The organism is Serratia sp. BW106 (assembly GCF_002607755.1).
In the GTDB taxonomy this organism is placed as follows: Bacteria; Pseudomonadota; Gammaproteobacteria; order Enterobacterales; family Enterobacteriaceae; genus Serratia; species Serratia proteamaculans.
Genome location: NZ_MCGS01000027.1, coordinates 73,012 through 88,957 on the forward strand (window position 1 = coordinate 73,012; position 15,946 = coordinate 88,957).

The 15,946-nt window shown below is 53.6% G+C and carries 14 protein-coding genes and 2 tRNA genes; 15 read left to right on the top strand and 1 reads right to left on the bottom strand.

All coding sequences use genetic code 11. The features are described 5' to 3' along the window. Window positions 1-16: 16 nt before the first annotated feature. Entirely contained in the window at window positions 17-493 is a 477-nt protein-coding gene (gene greA / locus BEI65_RS18065) for a transcription elongation factor GreA (protein ID WP_085119470.1), read from the top strand. Window positions 494-607: 114 nt separating this feature from the next. On the opposite strand, the gene yhbY is transcribed toward greA, so the two are convergent. Further along, on the bottom strand, window positions 608-901 hold the full coding sequence (gene yhbY, locus BEI65_RS18070; protein WP_004933536.1) for a ribosome assembly RNA-binding protein YhbY: 294 nt from the start codon (window positions 899-901) through the stop codon (window positions 608-610). Window positions 902-1,045: 144 nt separating this feature from the next. Between yhbY and rlmE the strand changes: the two genes are divergently transcribed. From rlmE to pnp, 14 genes are all read left to right on the top strand, one after another. Continuing rightward, window positions 1,046-1,675 carry a 23S rRNA (uridine(2552)-2'-O)-methyltransferase RlmE gene (gene rlmE / locus BEI65_RS18075; protein ID WP_099064496.1) on the top strand — a complete coding sequence of 210 codons (630 nt, stop codon included), beginning with the start codon at window positions 1,046-1,048 and terminating at the stop codon, window positions 1,673-1,675. A 56-nt stretch (window positions 1,676-1,731) separates the two neighbouring features. After that, complete coding sequence (gene ftsH / locus BEI65_RS18080; protein WP_085119471.1) at window positions 1,732-3,663, top strand: ATP-dependent zinc metalloprotease FtsH; 1,932 nt, start codon at window positions 1,732-1,734, stop codon at window positions 3,661-3,663. 92 nt (window positions 3,664-3,755) lie between these two features. Next, complete coding sequence (gene folP / locus BEI65_RS18085; RefSeq protein ID WP_099064497.1) at window positions 3,756-4,589, top strand: dihydropteroate synthase; 834 nt, start codon at window positions 3,756-3,758, stop codon at window positions 4,587-4,589. A gap of 7 nt (window positions 4,590-4,596) precedes the next feature. Continuing rightward, window positions 4,597-5,934 (top strand): phosphoglucosamine mutase, encoded by a 1,338-nt coding sequence (gene glmM, locus BEI65_RS18090; protein WP_085119475.1) that lies wholly within the window; start codon window positions 4,597-4,599, stop codon window positions 5,932-5,934. 251 nt (window positions 5,935-6,185) lie between these two features. Continuing rightward, window positions 6,186-6,521 carry a preprotein translocase subunit SecG gene (gene secG, locus BEI65_RS18095; protein ID WP_012004944.1) on the top strand — a complete coding sequence of 112 codons (336 nt, stop codon included), beginning with the start codon at window positions 6,186-6,188 and terminating at the stop codon, window positions 6,519-6,521. A gap of 78 nt (window positions 6,522-6,599) precedes the next feature. Beyond that, window positions 6,600-6,686, top strand: a tRNA-Leu gene (locus tag BEI65_RS18100). Window positions 6,687-6,746: 60 nt separating this feature from the next. Next, a tRNA-Met gene (locus BEI65_RS18105) sits at window positions 6,747-6,823 on the top strand. A 217-nt stretch (window positions 6,824-7,040) separates the two neighbouring features. Then, the gene (rimP, locus tag BEI65_RS18110) at window positions 7,041-7,493 is read left to right on the top strand and encodes a ribosome maturation factor RimP (RefSeq protein WP_071827073.1); all 453 of its coding nucleotides are present in this window, start codon (window positions 7,041-7,043) and stop codon (window positions 7,491-7,493) included. Between the two features lie 21 nt (window positions 7,494-7,514). Then, complete coding sequence (gene nusA / locus BEI65_RS18115) at window positions 7,515-9,023, top strand: transcription termination factor NusA (protein ID WP_085119476.1); 1,509 nt, start codon at window positions 7,515-7,517, stop codon at window positions 9,021-9,023. Window positions 9,024-9,047: 24 nt separating this feature from the next. After that, complete coding sequence (gene infB / locus BEI65_RS18120) at window positions 9,048-11,735, top strand: translation initiation factor IF-2 (RefSeq protein WP_099064498.1); 2,688 nt, start codon at window positions 9,048-9,050, stop codon at window positions 11,733-11,735. 70 nt (window positions 11,736-11,805) lie between these two features. Then, the gene (rbfA, locus tag BEI65_RS18125; RefSeq protein ID WP_085119479.1) at window positions 11,806-12,216 is read left to right on the top strand and encodes a 30S ribosome-binding factor RbfA; all 411 of its coding nucleotides are present in this window, start codon (window positions 11,806-11,808) and stop codon (window positions 12,214-12,216) included. Next, window positions 12,216-13,160: a tRNA pseudouridine(55) synthase TruB gene (gene truB, locus BEI65_RS18130; protein WP_099064499.1), complete on the top strand. Its 945-nt coding sequence runs from the start codon at window positions 12,216-12,218 to the stop codon at window positions 13,158-13,160. Before rbfA ends, truB begins: the two co-directional genes overlap by 1 nt. Window positions 13,161-13,283: 123 nt before the next feature. Then, window positions 13,284-13,553 (top strand): 30S ribosomal protein S15, encoded by a 270-nt coding sequence (gene rpsO, locus BEI65_RS18135; protein ID WP_012004950.1) that lies wholly within the window; start codon window positions 13,284-13,286, stop codon window positions 13,551-13,553. Window positions 13,554-13,808: 255 nt separating this feature from the next. After that, window positions 13,809-15,926, top strand: a complete 2,118-nt coding sequence (gene pnp, locus BEI65_RS18140) for a polyribonucleotide nucleotidyltransferase (RefSeq protein ID WP_085119483.1) — start codon at window positions 13,809-13,811, stop codon at window positions 15,924-15,926. The last annotated feature ends 20 nt before the right edge of the window (window positions 15,927-15,946 follow it).

Here is a 15,946-nt window from a genome sequence, read left to right on the forward strand (position 1 = left end):
TAGAGGTATTTACATTATGAAACAGATTCCGATGACCTTGTTTGGCGCTGAAAAACTGCGTGAAGAACTCGATTTTTTGAAAGGGGTGCGCCGTCCGAAAATCATTGCGGACATCGCTGACGCCCGTGAGCACGGCGATTTGAAAGAAAACGCAGAGTACCATGCCGCTCGTGAGCAGCAGGGCTTTTGCGAAGGGCGTATCCAGGAAATTGAAGCCAAGCTGTCGAACGCGCAGGTGATCGATATCACCAAGATGCCAAATAATGGCCGCGTGATTTTTGGCTCCACCGTATCGGTGATGAACCTGGATAGCGAAGAAGAAGTGACCTACCGCATCGTTGGTGACGACGAGGCCGATTTCAAGAAAAATCTGATTTCGGTGAATTCACCGATGGCGCGCGGTTTGATCGGTAAAGAAGTTGATGACGTGGTCGTGATAAAAACCCCGGGTGGCGATGTCGATTATGAGATCTTGAAGGTTGATTATCTCTGATCTCTCTGCATTCGTTCAGAAAATCGCCAGGGTTTTGTAAAGAAAGGAAAAAGGCCGCACGCGGCCTTTTATCTGAATCAGGTGCATGGCACCTTTTCGTTAACCCAATGCTTATTAACGCGGTAGACTGATCTTGCGCTCTTTAGACGGGCGGTAAAGAATAAGCGTACTGCCGATGACTTGCACGTTGCAGGCACCCGTTTCACGCACGATAGCGTCGGCGATCAGGGTTTTGGTCTCGCGATCTTCAGCAGCGATTTTTACCTTGATCAGCTCATGATGCTCCAGAGCCTGTTCAATTTCAGCCAGCACCCCTTCGGTGAGACCGTTATTACCCAGCATGACAACCGGTTTTAACGGATGCGCCAGGCCTTTCAGGTGCTGTTTTTGTTTATTATTCAGATTCATTGTCTTTTTTGCTTAAGTTGGGATTGAAAACGGTACATTCTACCGCCATCTCATGTATATCACCAAATCGGTCTTCACCGGTGTGAGTCTACATGAGCAGCGAACCTGACATTAAGACTCTTTTTATGATAGTTGGAAAACGAGATGGCTAATAAAAAGCGTTCTGCTAGCTCCAGTCGCTGGTTACAAGAACACTTTAGCGATAAATATGTTCAACAGGCGCAGAAAAAAGGGCTGCGTTCGCGCGCCTGGTTTAAACTTGATGAAATACAGCAGAGTGACAAACTGTTTAAACCCGGTATGACCGTAGTGGACTTGGGTGCGGCACCGGGGGGCTGGTCGCAATATGTCGTGACCCAGATCGGTGGTTCCGGCCGTATCATCGCCTGTGATATTTTACCAATGGATCCTATCGTTGGCGTCGATTTCCTTCAGGGCGATTTTCGTGATGAACTGGTGATCAAGGCTCTGTTGGAACGTGTAGGTGAAAGCAAGGTTCAGGTGGTTATGTCTGACATGGCCCCGAATATGAGTGGCACTCCGGCCGTCGATATTCCAAGATCGATGTATCTGGTGGAATTAGCACTGGGAATGTGTCGTGATGTCCTCGCACCAGGCGGAAGTTTCCTGGTGAAGGTGTTCCAGGGAGATGGTTTTGACGAGTACCTACGGGAAATTCGCTCCCTGTTTACGAAGGTTAAGATTCGTAAGCCAGACGCTTCCCGCGCACGTTCGCGCGAAGTGTACATTGTAGCGACAGGGCGCAAGCTGTAGTACCCTAACGCTGTTTGTTAACACAGTTGTAATATGAGGTTAATCCCTTGAGTGACATGGCGAAAAACCTAATTCTCTGGTTAGTCATCGCGGTAGTGTTGATGTCTGTATTCCAGAGCTTTGGGCCCAGCGAGTCGAATGGCCGTAGGGTGGATTACTCTACCTTCATGTCCGAGCTGACCCAGGACCAGGTTCGCGAAGCGCGAATCAACGGACGTGAAATTAACGTTACCAAGAAAGACAGTAACAAATACACGACCTACATCCCTGTCAACGATCCTAAATTGCTGGATACGTTGTTAACCAAGAATGTGAAAGTTGTTGGTGAACCACCTGAAGAGCCGAGTTTGCTGGCTTCTATCTTTATTTCGTGGTTCCCAATGCTGTTGCTGATCGGGGTTTGGATCTTCTTTATGCGGCAAATGCAGGGCGGCGGCGGCAAGGGCGCGATGTCCTTTGGCAAGAGCAAGGCCCGCATGCTGACGGAAGACCAGATCAAAACCACTTTTGCTGACGTTGCTGGTTGTGACGAAGCAAAAGACGAAGTGAGCGAACTGGTGGAATACCTGCGCGAGCCGAGCCGTTTCCAGAAACTGGGCGGCAAGATCCCTAAAGGCGTGCTGATGGTTGGCCCTCCAGGGACCGGTAAAACGCTGTTGGCGAAAGCGATCGCCGGCGAGGCAAAAGTGCCGTTCTTCACCATTTCCGGTTCCGACTTCGTGGAAATGTTTGTGGGTGTCGGTGCGTCTCGTGTGCGTGACATGTTCGAACAGGCCAAAAAAGCGGCTCCGTGCATCATCTTTATCGATGAAATCGACGCCGTAGGTCGCCAGCGTGGCGCCGGTCTGGGTGGCGGTCATGATGAACGTGAGCAAACGCTGAACCAGATGCTGGTTGAGATGGACGGCTTTGAAGGCAACGAAGGCATTATCGTCATCGCTGCGACCAACCGTCCAGACGTGCTTGACCCGGCATTGCTGCGCCCAGGCCGTTTCGACCGTCAGGTTGTGGTTGGTCTGCCAGACGTACGTGGCCGTGAGCAGATCCTGAAAGTGCATTCTCGTCGCGTGCCTTTGGCGCCAGATGTTGATGCTTCAGTATTGGCACGTGGTACTCCGGGCTTCTCCGGTGCTGACCTGGCTAACCTGGTCAACGAAGCAGCGCTGTTTGCCGCTCGTGGCAACAAACGCGTCGTGTCGATGGTTGAGTTCGAAAAAGCCAAAGACAAGATCATGATGGGTGCGGAACGTCGCTCCATGGTGATGACCGAAGCGCAGAAAGAGTCGACCGCGTATCACGAAGCAGGCCACGCCATTATCGGCCGTCTGGTTCCTGAGCACGACCCGGTACACAAGGTAACGATTATTCCTCGTGGCCGTGCATTGGGTGTCACCTTCTTCCTGCCGGAAGGCGATGCAATCAGCGCCAGCCGTCAGAAACTGGAGAGCCAAATCTCTACTCTGTACGGTGGTCGTCTGGCTGAAGAGATCATTTACGGGCCAGAGAAAGTCTCTACCGGTGCGTCGAACGACATTAAAGTGGCGACCTCGATTGCCCGCAACATGGTGACCCAGTGGGGCTTCTCCGAGAAGCTGGGGCCACTGCTGTATGCGGAAGAAGAGGGCGAAGTGTTCCTGGGCCGTTCCGTGGCCAAGGCGAAACACATGTCGGACGAAACCGCGCGTATCATCGACCAGGAAGTTAAATCCCTGATCGAACGCAACTACATCCGTGCGCGTGCGTTGTTGATGGAAAACATGGACATCCTGCATTCAATGAAGGATGCGCTGATGAAATATGAAACCATCGATGCGCCACAGATCGACGATCTGATGAACCGCAAAGACGTGCGTCCGCCAGCGGGTTGGGACGATGCGAGCAAAGGCAGCAACTCCGACAATGGTGGCACACCAAAAGCCCCAACGCCGGTAGATGAGCCGCGTACGCCAAACCCAGGCAATACCATGTCTGAACAGCTAGACAAGTAACTTTGGCTGTGTAATAACATCGAACCCCGGCATGCCGGGGTTTTTTATTGTCCGGCGGGCAGTGAACCAGGCAACAGTAAGGTGGATTAGTAATGCAGTTAACCGTGCGAGACACGACTTTCGATCTTTCCCATCCACGGGTGATGGGGATCCTCAACGTAACCCCGGATTCTTTTTCTGACGGCGGCCAACACAACTCGCTAAATCAGGCGTTGTTGCATGCCCATGCACTGATTTCGGCCGGTGCGACCATGATTGATGTGGGTGGCGAGTCGACCAGACCGGGAGCAGCAGAGGTCAGTGAAGAAGAAGAGATCGCACGCGTAGTGCCCGTGGTGGAAGCGATAGCCCGTCGTTTTGAAGTCTTTATCTCGGTGGATACCTCAAAAGCCGGGGTGATCCGTGAATCGGCCCTGGCGGGGGCGCATTTGATTAACGACGTTCGCTCGTTGCAGGAGCCGGGTGCGCTGGCCGCAGCCGCAGAAACTGGGCTACCGGTATGCCTGATGCATATGCAGGGTGAACCGCGAACCATGCAGCAGGCGCCGCACTATGACGACCTTATTGGTGACGTAAACGCCTTTTTCCAACGGCATATTGAACGCTGTAACGCCGCCGGGATTACAAATCAGAAATTGCTGCTCGACCCAGGATTCGGTTTCGGTAAGAATTTAGCGCACAATTATCAGCTTCTGGCCAGATTGTCCGAGTTTCATCACTTCGGCCTGCCGTTGTTGGTGGGAATGTCGCGTAAGTCGATGATTGGGCAACTACTTAACGTGCCCCCTGAGCAGCGGGTCATCGGCAGCGTGGCCTGTGCGGTGATCGCCGCCATGCAGGGCGCGCAGATTGTCAGAGTGCATGACGTTAAAGAAACCGTCGAGGCGATGCGTGTCGTCGAGGCAACACTTTCAGCTAAGGGATGATAGAGACATGAGCGAGCGCAAATATTTTGGTACCGACGGCATTCGTGGCAAGGTCGGTGATAGTCCTATTACCCCTGAGTTTGTTCTGAAGCTTGGCTGGGCGGCGGGTAAGGTACTGGCACGTCACGGATCTCGTAAAATTATTATCGGTAAAGATACCCGAATCTCCGGCTATATGCTGGAGTCGGCGCTGGAAGCCGGGCTTGCCGCAGCGGGGCTGTCTGCCTCGTTCACCGGCCCGATGCCGACGCCGGCGGTAGCGTATCTGACGCGTACCTTCCGTGCTGAAGCCGGTATTGTGATCTCCGCATCGCATAACCCGTTTTATGACAACGGCATTAAGTTCTTCTCGATTGATGGGGCCAAGTTGCCGGACCATGTTGAAGAAGCTATTGAAGCCGAAATGGAAAAACCGCTGACCTGCGTGGAATCCTCAGAATTGGGCAAGGCCAGCCGGATCATCGACGCTGCCGGCCGCTACATCGAATTCTGTAAAGGTACCTTCCCGAGCGAACTGAGCCTGAAAGGCCTGAAAATCGTGGTGGACTGCGCCAATGGCGCAACCTATCACATTGCGCCAAGCGTGCTGCGCGAGTTGGGTGCCACGGTGATTGCCATCGGCGTTGAGCCGGATGGCATGAATATCAATGAAAAATGCGGAGCGACCGACGTTCGTCAACTGCAGGAGCGTGTGCTGCAGGAAAAAGCCCATGTCGGCCTGGCATTTGACGGTGACGGCGACCGCGTGATGATGGTTGATCACCTTGGCAACAAGGTCGACGGCGACCAAATCCTGTATATCATTGCCCGTGAAGGACTGCGTCAGGGCCAGTTACGCGGCGGTGCGGTCGGTACGCTGATGAGCAACATGGGGCTGGAGCTGGCACTCAAGCAGTTGGGCATTCCCTTTGCACGCGCGAAAGTCGGTGACCGCTACGTACTGGAGAAGCTGCAGGAACTGGGGTGGCGTATCGGTGCGGAAAACTCCGGCCACGTGATCCTGCTGGACAAAACCACCACGGGTGACGGCATCGTCGCCGGCCTGCAGGTGCTGACCGCGATTGTTCGTAACAGTATGAGTCTGCACGATCTGTGCAGCGGCATGAAATTGCTGCCGCAAATTCTGGTCAACGTGCGCTTTGTCGGCGAGCACAACCCGCTGGAATCCGAAGAAGTGCGTAAAATTACCGAGCAGGTTGAAGTGGAACTGGCCGGTCGCGGTCGCGTTCTGCTGCGCAAATCTGGTACCGAACCCCTTATCCGCGTGATGGTGGAAGGTGAAGACGAGCAGCAGGTGACTGCGCTGGCGCATCGTATCGCTGATGCCGTGAAATCTGCGGGTTAATTGAACGCTGATGAGTCCGGGGGCGGTGGTTGCCCCCGAAAATCACAGACTGCGAATTTTATTGGTGTTTTTTTCCGCAAACGCGCCGGTGGCTGCAAATTGCCCTTGCGTGGTTTAGCGCCTTTGGTTAGTATTCACACCCGCTTCAGTGGGCAGTTTGATATAACGCCTGCGACTTCTTTTTAGAAAAGAAGCCTATGGGGTGTGAAGCATTTGGCACGCGGTGAAGCCGCAAGGATACGGGTACAACTATGTACGAAGCTCTTCTGGTAATTTTCCTGCTGATCTCAATCGGGCTGGTAGCTCTGATTATGCTGCAGCAAGGTAAAGGCGCTGATATGGGAGCCTCATTCGGAGCAGGTGCGTCTGGCACGCTGTTCGGTTCGAGTGGTTCCGGCAACTTCATGACCCGCATGACGGCTGTGCTGGCGACGTTGTTCTTCGTCATCAGTCTGATCCTGGGCAACCTTAGCACCAACCAGACCAAGAAAGGCAGCGAGTGGGAAAATCTGGGTCAGCCAGTGAAATCTGAGCAGACTACCGCGCCGGCAGCACCAACCAAGCCGAGCAGCGATATCCCGCAGTAAGCGCCAGGCAGTAACAGAGTTTGAAAACGGTTGTTGTTACCTCGATATAAATAACAGCCGTTAGCAGTAAGAATCAGTACCGAGGTGGTGGAATTGGTAGACACGCTACCTTGAGGTGGTAGTGCCCTAACGGGCTTGTGGGTTCGAGTCCCATCCTCGGTACCAAATCCCAGAGATAACTTGCTATTTTGCGATTATCGGCGTAATATTTGCCACGTTTTCGGACGCGGGGTGGAGCAGCCTGGTAGCTCGTCGGGCTCATAACCCGAAGGTCGTCGGTTCAAATCCGGCCCCCGCAACCACTTTCCTTTAAGTGTTTATTTTCAAATACACTTTTCGATTGAATTCCGCTTTTCTCGATCAACATTTGAAAATGACACTTGTTAGAAAGTTGCACCGAAGCCGCTTAGCGGCAAACAGGGTCCAGTTGCATAAAGCCCCGAATTTTCGGGGTTTTTTGTTATTTGGCAACAGAATCACTGGGCTATTAGGCCCTTTTTTTATGTCTTGGGGGTGGGCTTGTCCACATTAGAGCAAAAATTAACAGAGATGCTTTCGGCACCGGTAGAAGCGTTGGGCTTTGAACTTGTAGGCATCGAATTTATTCGTGCGCGCCAATCGACGCTCCGTATCTATATTGATAGTGAAAACGGCATCAATGTTGACGATTGTGCTGATGTCAGCCACCAGGTCAGCGCTGTATTGGACGTCGAAGAGCCAATCACAGTCGCTTACAACTTGGAAGTCTCCTCTCCTGGCCTTGATCGCCCGATGTTCACCGCCGAGCACTATACTCGTTTCCTCGGTGACGAAGTCAGCTTGGTCCTGCGCATGGCCGTACAGAACCGTCGCAAATGGCAGGGCATTATCAAGTCTGTCGATGGCGAGATGATCACGGTTACTGTGGAAGGGAAAGATGAAGTGTTCGCGCTGAGCAACATCCAGAAAGCGAACCTGGTACCCCACTTTTAAAGTTTGGATGAGGCAACTAGGATGAATAAAGAGATTCTGGCTGTTGTTGAAGCTGTTTCCAATGAAAAATCCCTTCCGCGTGAGAAGATTTTCGAAGCGCTGGAAACCGCATTAGCCACCGCCACCAAGAAAAAATACGAGCAGGAAATCGAAGTTCGCGTCAGCATTGACCGCAAAACGGGTGATTTCGATACCTTCCGCCGTTGGGTTGCTGTAGATGAAGTGACTCAGCCAACGCGTGAAATCACGCTGGAAGCTGCACAGTATGAAGAGCCAGGCATGGAACTGGGCGGTTACATCGAAGATCAGATTGAATCTGTCACCTTCGACCGTATCACCACTCAAACCGCGAAACAGGTTATCGTACAGAAAGTACGTGAAGCCGAGCGCGCGATGGTGGTTGACGCATTCCGTCAGCACGAAGGTGAAATCGTCACCGGCGTGGTGAAGAAAGTTAACCGTGACAGCATTGCGCTGGACCTGGGTAGCAACGCCGAAGCGGTCATTGGCCGTGAAGACATGCTGCCACGCGAAAACTTCCGTCCTGGCGACCGCATCCGCGGTATCCTGTACGCCGTTCGTCCTGAAGCCCGTGGTGCGCAGCTGTTTGTCAGCCGCTCCAGCGCCGAGATGCTGAAAGAACTGTTCCGCATCGAAGTACCGGAAATCGGCGAAGAAGTGATTGAAATTAAAGCGGCAGCCCGCGATCCCGGCTCCCGTGCAAAAATTGCAGTGAAAACCAACGACAAGCGCATCGACCCAGTCGGCGCTTGTGTCGGTATGCGCGGTGCGCGCGTTCAGGCTGTTTCGAGCGAGCTCGGCGGCGAACGTATCGACATCATCCTGTGGGATGATAACCCTGCGCAGTTCGTCATCAACGCCATGGCGCCGGCAGATGTTGCCTCGATCGTGGTTGATGAAGATAATTGCACCATGGATATCGCCGTTGAAGCCAGCAATCTGGCACAGGCGATCGGCCGTAATGGCCAAAACGTGCGTTTGGCATCCCAGCTGTTAAAACAACATCGTGACGATGACCGTTGGGAACTGAACGTGATGACGGCGGACGATCTGCAGGCCAAGCACCAGGCCGAAGCTCATGCCGCCATTGATACCTTCACCAAACATCTTGATATTGACGAAGATTTCGCCACCGTACTGGTTGAAGAAGGCTTCTCTACTCTGGAAGAGTTGGCTTACGTGCCAATCAAAGAGCTGCTGGAAATCGACGGTCTGGATGAAGATATGGTTGAAGCGTTGCGCGATCGCGCCAAAGCTGCATTGACCACGCTGGCCCTGGCACAAGAAGAAAGCCTGGGCGACCAAAAACCTGCTGACGATTTGCTCAACCTGTCGGGTCTTGAGCGCAGCATGGCCTTTAAACTGGCCGCGCGTGGGGTTTGTACGCTGGAAGATCTTGCCGAGCAGGGTGTTGACGATCTGGCTGATATTGAAGGGCTTAGCGATGAGCAAGCCGGCGAGCTGATTATGGCCGCACGTAATATCTGTTGGTTTGGCGACAACGCGTAATAAACTGTAGCAGGAAGGAACAGCATGACGACAGATGTAACCGTAAAATCGCTGGCAGCAGAGATCCAAACTCCAGTTGATCGCCTGGTACAGCAGTTTGCTGATGCAGGGATTAACAAGTCGGAGAGCGACTCTGTAACCCAACATGAGAAAGAAGCCTTACTGGCGCACTTGAACCGTGAACACGGTAGCGCGCCGGGTAAGCTTACATTGCAGCGCAAAACGCGCAGCACCTTGAATATTCCGAGCACCGGCGGTAAAAGTAAATCGGTGCAAATTGAGGTCCGCAAGAAACGCACTTATGTAAATCGCGATACGCCAGAAGCCCAACAGGCTGAAGCGGCAGAGCAGGCACAGCGTGAAGCGGAAGAGCAGGCACAGCGCGCAGCAGAAGAGCTGGCGAAACGCGAAGCAGAAGCAAAGCGCGCAGCCGAACAGCAAGCCAAACGTGAGGCCGCGGAGATCGCTAAGCGTAATTCAGCGGAAAAAGAAAAAGTGACGAATCAACATACCGACGAAATGACCAAGCCAGCACAGGCAGAAAAAGCACGCCGTGAAGCCGAAGCCGCAGAACTGAAACGTAAAGCGGAAGAGGAAGTTGGGCGCAAGGTTGAAGAAGACGCCAAACGCGTAGCGGAAGAAGCGCGCCGCATGGCCGAAGAGAAAGGCGAAGAATGGGCTGCTGCTGAGAAAGCCAGCGCAGCGGTTGAAACTGCCGATTATCATGTAACCACTTCCCAGCACGCCCGTGCTGCCGAAGACGAAAACGACGCTAAAGTTGAAGGCGAACGCCGCGCCCGCACTCGTGGCGGTAAAGCGACCAAGCAGAAGAAAGGCAACAAACTTTCCGAGTCTAAAGCAGACCGTGAAGAAGCGCGTGCCGTGACCCGTGGTGGTAAAGGCAAGCGTAAGCCAAGCACTCTGCAGCAAGGCTTCAACAAGCCGGCTCAGGTGGTTAACCGTGACGTTGTGATCGGCGAAACCATCACCGTAGCCGAACTGGCTAACAAGATGGCGGTTAAAGGCTCCCAGGTCATCAAAGCGATGATGAAGATGGGCGCAATGGCCACCATCAACCAGGTTATCGATCAGGAAACCGCGCAGCTGGTTGCTGAAGATATGGGCCACAAAGTTATCCTGCGTCGTGAGAACGAGCTGGAAGAAGCGCTGATGAGCGACCGTGATACCGGTGCTGCGGCTGAGCCACGTGCGCCAGTTGTGACCATCATGGGCCACGTTGACCACGGTAAAACTTCTCTGCTGGACTACATCCGCTCCACCAAGGTGGCAGCAGGCGAGGCCGGTGGTATTACCCAGCATATCGGTGCTTACCACGTAGAAACCGAAAATGGCATGATCACCTTCCTGGACACCCCAGGCCACGCAGCCTTTACTTCAATGCGTGCTCGTGGTGCTCAGGCGACAGACATCGTTGTTCTGGTTGTTGCTGCCGACGACGGCGTTATGCCACAAACCATCGAAGCTATCCAGCATGCGCAAGCGGCGAAGGTACCTTTGGTCGTTGCAGTAAACAAAATTGACAAGCCAGAAGCCGATCCGGACCGCGTTAAGCAGGAACTGTCCCAGTACGGTGTTATGCCGGAAGAGTGGGGCGGCGAAGCACAGTTCGTTCACGTATCTGCGAAAGCCGGTACCGGTATCGACGAACTGCTGGAAGCTATCCTGTTGCGTTCTGAAGTTCTCGAACTGAAAGCGGTACGCAGCGGCATGGCCAGCGGCGTAGTTATCGAATCCTTCCTGGATAAAGGTCGTGGCCCGGTTGCTACCGTGCTGGTACAGGAAGGTACGCTGAATAAAGGCGATATCGTTCTGTGTGGCTTCGAATACGGCCGTGTGCGTGCGATGCGTGACGAACTGGGTCACGAAGTGACCTCTGCAGGTCCTTCTATTCCGGTTGAGATCCTGGGCTTGTCCAGCGTTCCTGCTGCCGGTGATGAAGTGACTGTCGTGCGTGACGAGAAGAAAGCGCGTGAAGTTGCGCTGTACCGTCAAGGCAAGTTCCGCGAAGTTAAACTGGCGCGTCAGCAGAAATCCAAACTGGAAAACATGTTTGCGAACATGACCGACGGTGAAGTTTCTGAGCTGAACATCGTACTGAAATCCGACGTACAGGGTTCTTGTGAAGCGATTTGCGAATCACTGCTGAAACTCTCTACTGACGAAGTGAAAGTGAAGATTGTTGGCTCTGGCGTAGGTGGTATCACCGAAACCGACGCCACGCTGGCAGCGGCTTCCAACGCCATCATCCTGGGCTTCAACGTTCGTGCCGACGCTTCTGCGCGCCGCGTGATTGAAGCAGAAAGCCTGGATCTGCGTTACTACTCCGTGATCTATAACCTGATCGACGAAGTGAAGCAGGCGATGAGCGGTATGTTGGCGCCTGAATACAAGCAGCAGATTATCGGCCTGGCCGCCGTGCGTGACGTGTTCAAATCGCCTAAATTTGGTGCCATTGCAGGTTGTATGGTTACCGAAGGTAATATCAAACGTCACAACCCAATCCGCGTTCTGCGCGACAACGTGGTTATCTATGAAGGCGAGCTGGAATCCCTGCGCCGCTTCAAAGATGACGTTAACGAAGTCCGTAACGGCATGGAATGTGGTATCGGTGTTAAGAACTACAACGACGTGCGCGTCGGCGACATGATCGAAGTATTCGAAATCATCGAGATCCAACGCACCATCGCTTAACGCTAGCACATCTGCTTAAGTCTGTTCTGGGGGGCCTTGTGCCCCCCGATTTGTCTGGAGAATCCACAAAATGGCAAAAGAATTCAGCCGCGGTCAGCGCGTGGCACAAGAGATGCAAAAAGAGATTGCTATCATTTTGCAACGTGAAGTCAAAGACCCGCGTGTCGGCATGGCTACCGTTTCTGGTGTAGAAGTTTCCCGTGATTTGGCCTACGCCAAAGTTTACGTCACCTTCCTGAACGTGTTGACCGAAAACGCCGATCCGGATCTGGTGCCTAAAGGCATTAAAGCTCTGGAAGACGCTTCAGGTTACATCCGCACGCTGCTGGGTAAAGCCATGCGTCTGCGCGTAGTGCCTGAGCTGACCTTCGCTTACGACAACTCTCTGGTTGAAGGCATGCGCATGTCCAACCTGGTGACCAACGTAGTGAAGAATGACGCCGAACGCCGTTCCGCATCAGGCGATGACGAGGAGGCTTAATGAGTCGCCCTCGTCGCCGCGGCCGTGATATCCACGGTGTCCTGTTGCTGGACAAACCGCAGGGGCTGTCGTCCAACGACGCCCTGCAAAAAGTAAAACGCCTCTATAACGCCAATCGCGCGGGCCACACCGGCGCGCTCGACCCGCTGGCGACCGGCATGCTGCCGATTTGCCTCGGTGAGGCGACCAAGTTTTCACAGTTCCTGCTTGATTCCGACAAACGCTATCGTGTGATTGCCCGTCTTGGCCAGCGTACCGATACCTCGGATGCTGACGGTCAGATAGTGCAGGAGCGGCCGGTGAATTTCACCCAGGCGCAGCTCGATGTGGCGCTGGACAGTTTCCGTGGCGATATCAAGCAAGTGCCTTCGATGTATTCGGCGCTGAAGTACCAGGGCAAGAAACTCTATGAGTATGCTCGCCAGGGTATCGAAGTACCGCGTGAAGCGCGCAGCATTACCGTTTACGAACTGCAGTTTATTCGCTGGGAAGGGGATGAGCTGGAGCTGGAAATTCACTGTTCGAAAGGGACTTACATCCGCACCATCACCGATGACCTCGGTGAGTTGCTGGGTTGCGGTGCGCACGTGATCTACCTGCGTCGCCTGCAGGTGGCGACCTACCCAACTGAGCGCATGGTCACGCTGGAGCAGTTGAATGAATTGCTGGAGCAGGCCCACCGGCAGGATGTCGCCCCGGCCGAGCTGCTCGATCCGCTGTTGATGCCGATGGACAGCCCGGTAGAGAACTACCCGGAAGTGAATTTGCTGCCCGTTGTCGCGGGTTACGTGAAGCAGGGGCAACCGGTTCAGGTTGCCGGCGCACCGGCCTCGGGCATGGTGCGTATCACCGAAGGTGAAGAGCGTAAATTTATCGGCGTGGGTGATATTGCCGATGACGGTCGTGTGGCGCCGCGCCGCCTGGTAGTCGAATATTTCGACTAAGGGCAGAAAACGCACTGTCTTGCGATCGCACTGCGCTAAGAGTAGAATGGCGCAGCTTATGCATTGGGTTGCTGAATTAGAGATCGGCGCCTGTATTTATTATCTATAATCTGGAGTATGACAATGTCTCTAAGTGTTGAAGCTAAAGCTAAAATCGTAGCTGATTTCGGTCGTGGTACTAACGACAGCGGTTCTTCCGAAGTTCAGGTTGCCCTGTTGACTGCGCAGATCAACCATCTGCAAGGCCACTTCTCAGAGCACAAAAAAGATCACCACAGCCGTCGTGGTCTGCTGCGTATGGTTTCTCAGCGTCGTAAGCTGCTGGACTACCTGAAGCGTAAAGATGTAGCACGTTACACCAGCCTGATCGAGCGTCTGGGTCTGCGTCGCTAATCAAGCGAGTTTCAGTGGAAAGGGGCCTATTTTGGCCCCTTTCTTCTAGGAAGCATAAGCAAATCAGGTTAATGTATTACTGATGTTTCCAAACAGGATCTTCCGTTACAGAGGTTCGCGCGGCTAATGAGAGGCTTTGTCTCAGGCTTGAGATAAGGATTGTCATTAGTCGCGAGGATGTAGTGAGAAGGCAAACCGAGTCACTGGCGTGTCGAGTCGTCAATACGATTGCGCGCCTAATCTAAGGATATAATTTTGCTGACACCGATCATTCGCAAATTCCAGTATGGCCAGCATACCCTCACTATTGAGACCGGTATGATGGCTCGTCAGGCCACTGCCGCCGTTATGGTGAGCATGGATGACACCGCCGTATTCGTTACCGTAGTTGGCCAGAAAAAAGCCAAACCAGGCCAGAGCTTCTTCCCACTGACGGTTAACTATCAGGAGCGTACTTACGCTGCTGGTCGTATCCCGGGTAGCTTCTTCCGTCGTGAAGGCCGTCCGAGCGAAGGTGAAACTCTGACCTCCCGTCTGATTGACCGTCCGATCCGTCCACTGTTCCCGGACAGCTTCCTGAACGAAGTTCAGGTTATCGCGACCGTAGTTTCTCTTAACCCGCAGGTTAACCCGGACATCGTTGCGATGATCGGCGCCTCTGCAGCCCTGAGCCTGTCCGGTATTCCGTTCAATGGCCCAATCGGTTCTGCCCGCGTGGGTTACATCAACAATCAATACGTGTTGAACCCAACCAGCGACGAGCTGAAAGAAAGCAGCCTGGATCTGGTGGTTGCCGGTACCGCTGGCGCAGTACTGATGGTTGAATCCGAAGCTGACGTTCTGAGCGAAGATCAGATGCTGGGCGCGGTGGTCTTTGGCCACGAGCAACAGCAAATCGTTATCGAGAACATTAACTCCCTGGTTGCCGAAGCTGGCAAAGCCAAGTGGGACTGGCAGGCACCTGCAGTCAACGAAGCGCTGCACGCGCGCGTTGCAGAACTGGCAGAAGGCCGCCTGGGCGATGCTTATCACATCACCGAAAAACAAGAGCGTTATGCTCAGGTAAATGCGATCAAGAGCAGCGTTGTTGAAACCTTGCTGGCACAGGACGAAACTCTGGACGCGTCTGAAATTCAGGACATCCTGGGTAGCGTTGAGAAAAACGTCGTTCGTAGCCGCGTGCTGCGTGGCGAGCCGCGTATCGACGGCCGTGAAAAAGACATGATCCGTGGTCTGGACGTGCGCACCGGCGTGCTGCCGCGTACCCACGGTTCCGCACTGTTCACCCGTGGTGAAACTCAGGCACTGGTTACCGCAACATTGGGCACCGCCCGTGACGCGCAGAACCTGGATGAGCTGATGGGCGAAAAAACCGACAGCTTCCTGTTCCACTACAACTTCCCTCCGTACTCCGTTGGTGAGACCGGGATGGTAGGTTCGCCAAAACGTCGTGAAATTGGTCACGGTCGCCTGGCGAAACGCGGCGTATTGGCTATGATGCCTAAACCAGAAGATTTCCCGTACACGGTGCGTGTGGTTTCTGAAATCACCGAATCCAACGGTTCTTCTTCCATGGCTTCCGTCTGTGGTGCTTCTCTGGCGCTGATGGATGCAGGTGTGCCAATCAAGGCTGCCGTTGCCGGTATCGCAATGGGCCTGGTGAAAGAACAAGATAACTTTGTTGTTCTGTCTGACATTCTGGGTGACGAAGATCACCTGGGCGACATGGACTTCAAAGTGGCCGGTAGCCGTGACGGTATTACCGCGCTGCAGATGGACATTAAAATTGAAGGCATCACCCGCGAAATCATGCAGGTTGCACTGAACCAGGCCAAGGGCGCGCGTCTGCACATCCTGGGCGTGATGGAACAGGCTATCAGCACCCCGCGTGGCGATATCTCTCAGTTTGCACCACGTATTCACACTATCCGAATCAACCCGGACAAGATCAAAGACGTGATTGGTAAAGGCGGTTCTGTCATCCGTGCGTTGACTGAAGAGACCGGTACTACCATCGAAATCGAAGATGATGGTACAGTTAAAATCGCTGCTACCGACGGTGAGAAAGCGAAATTCGCTATCCGCCGCATCGAAGAGATCACTGCCGAGATCGAAGTGGGCCGTATTTACCAGGGTAAAGTTACCCGTATCGTTGATTTCGGCGCATTCGTGGCGATCGGCGGCGGTAAAGAAGGTCTGGTACACATCTCTCAAATCGCTGACAAGCGCGTTGAGAAAGTGACCGACTATCTGCAGATGGGTCAGGAAGTACCGGTTAAGGTACTGGAAGTTGACCGTCAGGGCCGTGTGCGTCTGAGCATCAAAGAAGCGACAGCACCAGAAGCAGGTTCACCTGCGCCTGAAGCAGAATAACTGTATAGATAGATTTACAG

Bases quoted from the DNA above. Each gene is read 5' to 3' on its own strand.
- greA (WP_085119470.1), top strand. From the start codon at position 17: ATGAAACAGATTCCGATGACCTTGTTTGGCGCTGAAAAACTGCGTGAA.
- yhbY (WP_004933536.1), bottom strand. From the start codon at position 901: ATGAATCTGAATAATAAACAAAAACAGCACCTGAAAGGCCTGGCGCAT.
- rlmE (WP_099064496.1), top strand. From the start codon at position 1,046: ATGGCTAATAAAAAGCGTTCTGCTAGCTCCAGTCGCTGGTTACAAGAA.
- ftsH (WP_085119471.1), top strand. From the start codon at position 1,732: ATGGCGAAAAACCTAATTCTCTGGTTAGTCATCGCGGTAGTGTTGATG.
- folP (WP_099064497.1), top strand. From the start codon at position 3,756: ATGCAGTTAACCGTGCGAGACACGACTTTCGATCTTTCCCATCCACGG.
- glmM (WP_085119475.1), top strand. From the start codon at position 4,597: ATGAGCGAGCGCAAATATTTTGGTACCGACGGCATTCGTGGCAAGGTC.
- secG (WP_012004944.1), top strand. From the start codon at position 6,186: ATGTACGAAGCTCTTCTGGTAATTTTCCTGCTGATCTCAATCGGGCTG.
- nusA (WP_085119476.1), top strand. From the start codon at position 7,515: ATGAATAAAGAGATTCTGGCTGTTGTTGAAGCTGTTTCCAATGAAAAA.
- infB (WP_099064498.1), top strand. From the start codon at position 9,048: ATGACGACAGATGTAACCGTAAAATCGCTGGCAGCAGAGATCCAAACT.
- rbfA (WP_085119479.1), top strand. From the start codon at position 11,806: ATGGCAAAAGAATTCAGCCGCGGTCAGCGCGTGGCACAAGAGATGCAA.
- truB (WP_099064499.1), top strand. From the start codon at position 12,216: ATGAGTCGCCCTCGTCGCCGCGGCCGTGATATCCACGGTGTCCTGTTG.
- rpsO (WP_012004950.1), top strand. From the start codon at position 13,284: ATGTCTCTAAGTGTTGAAGCTAAAGCTAAAATCGTAGCTGATTTCGGT.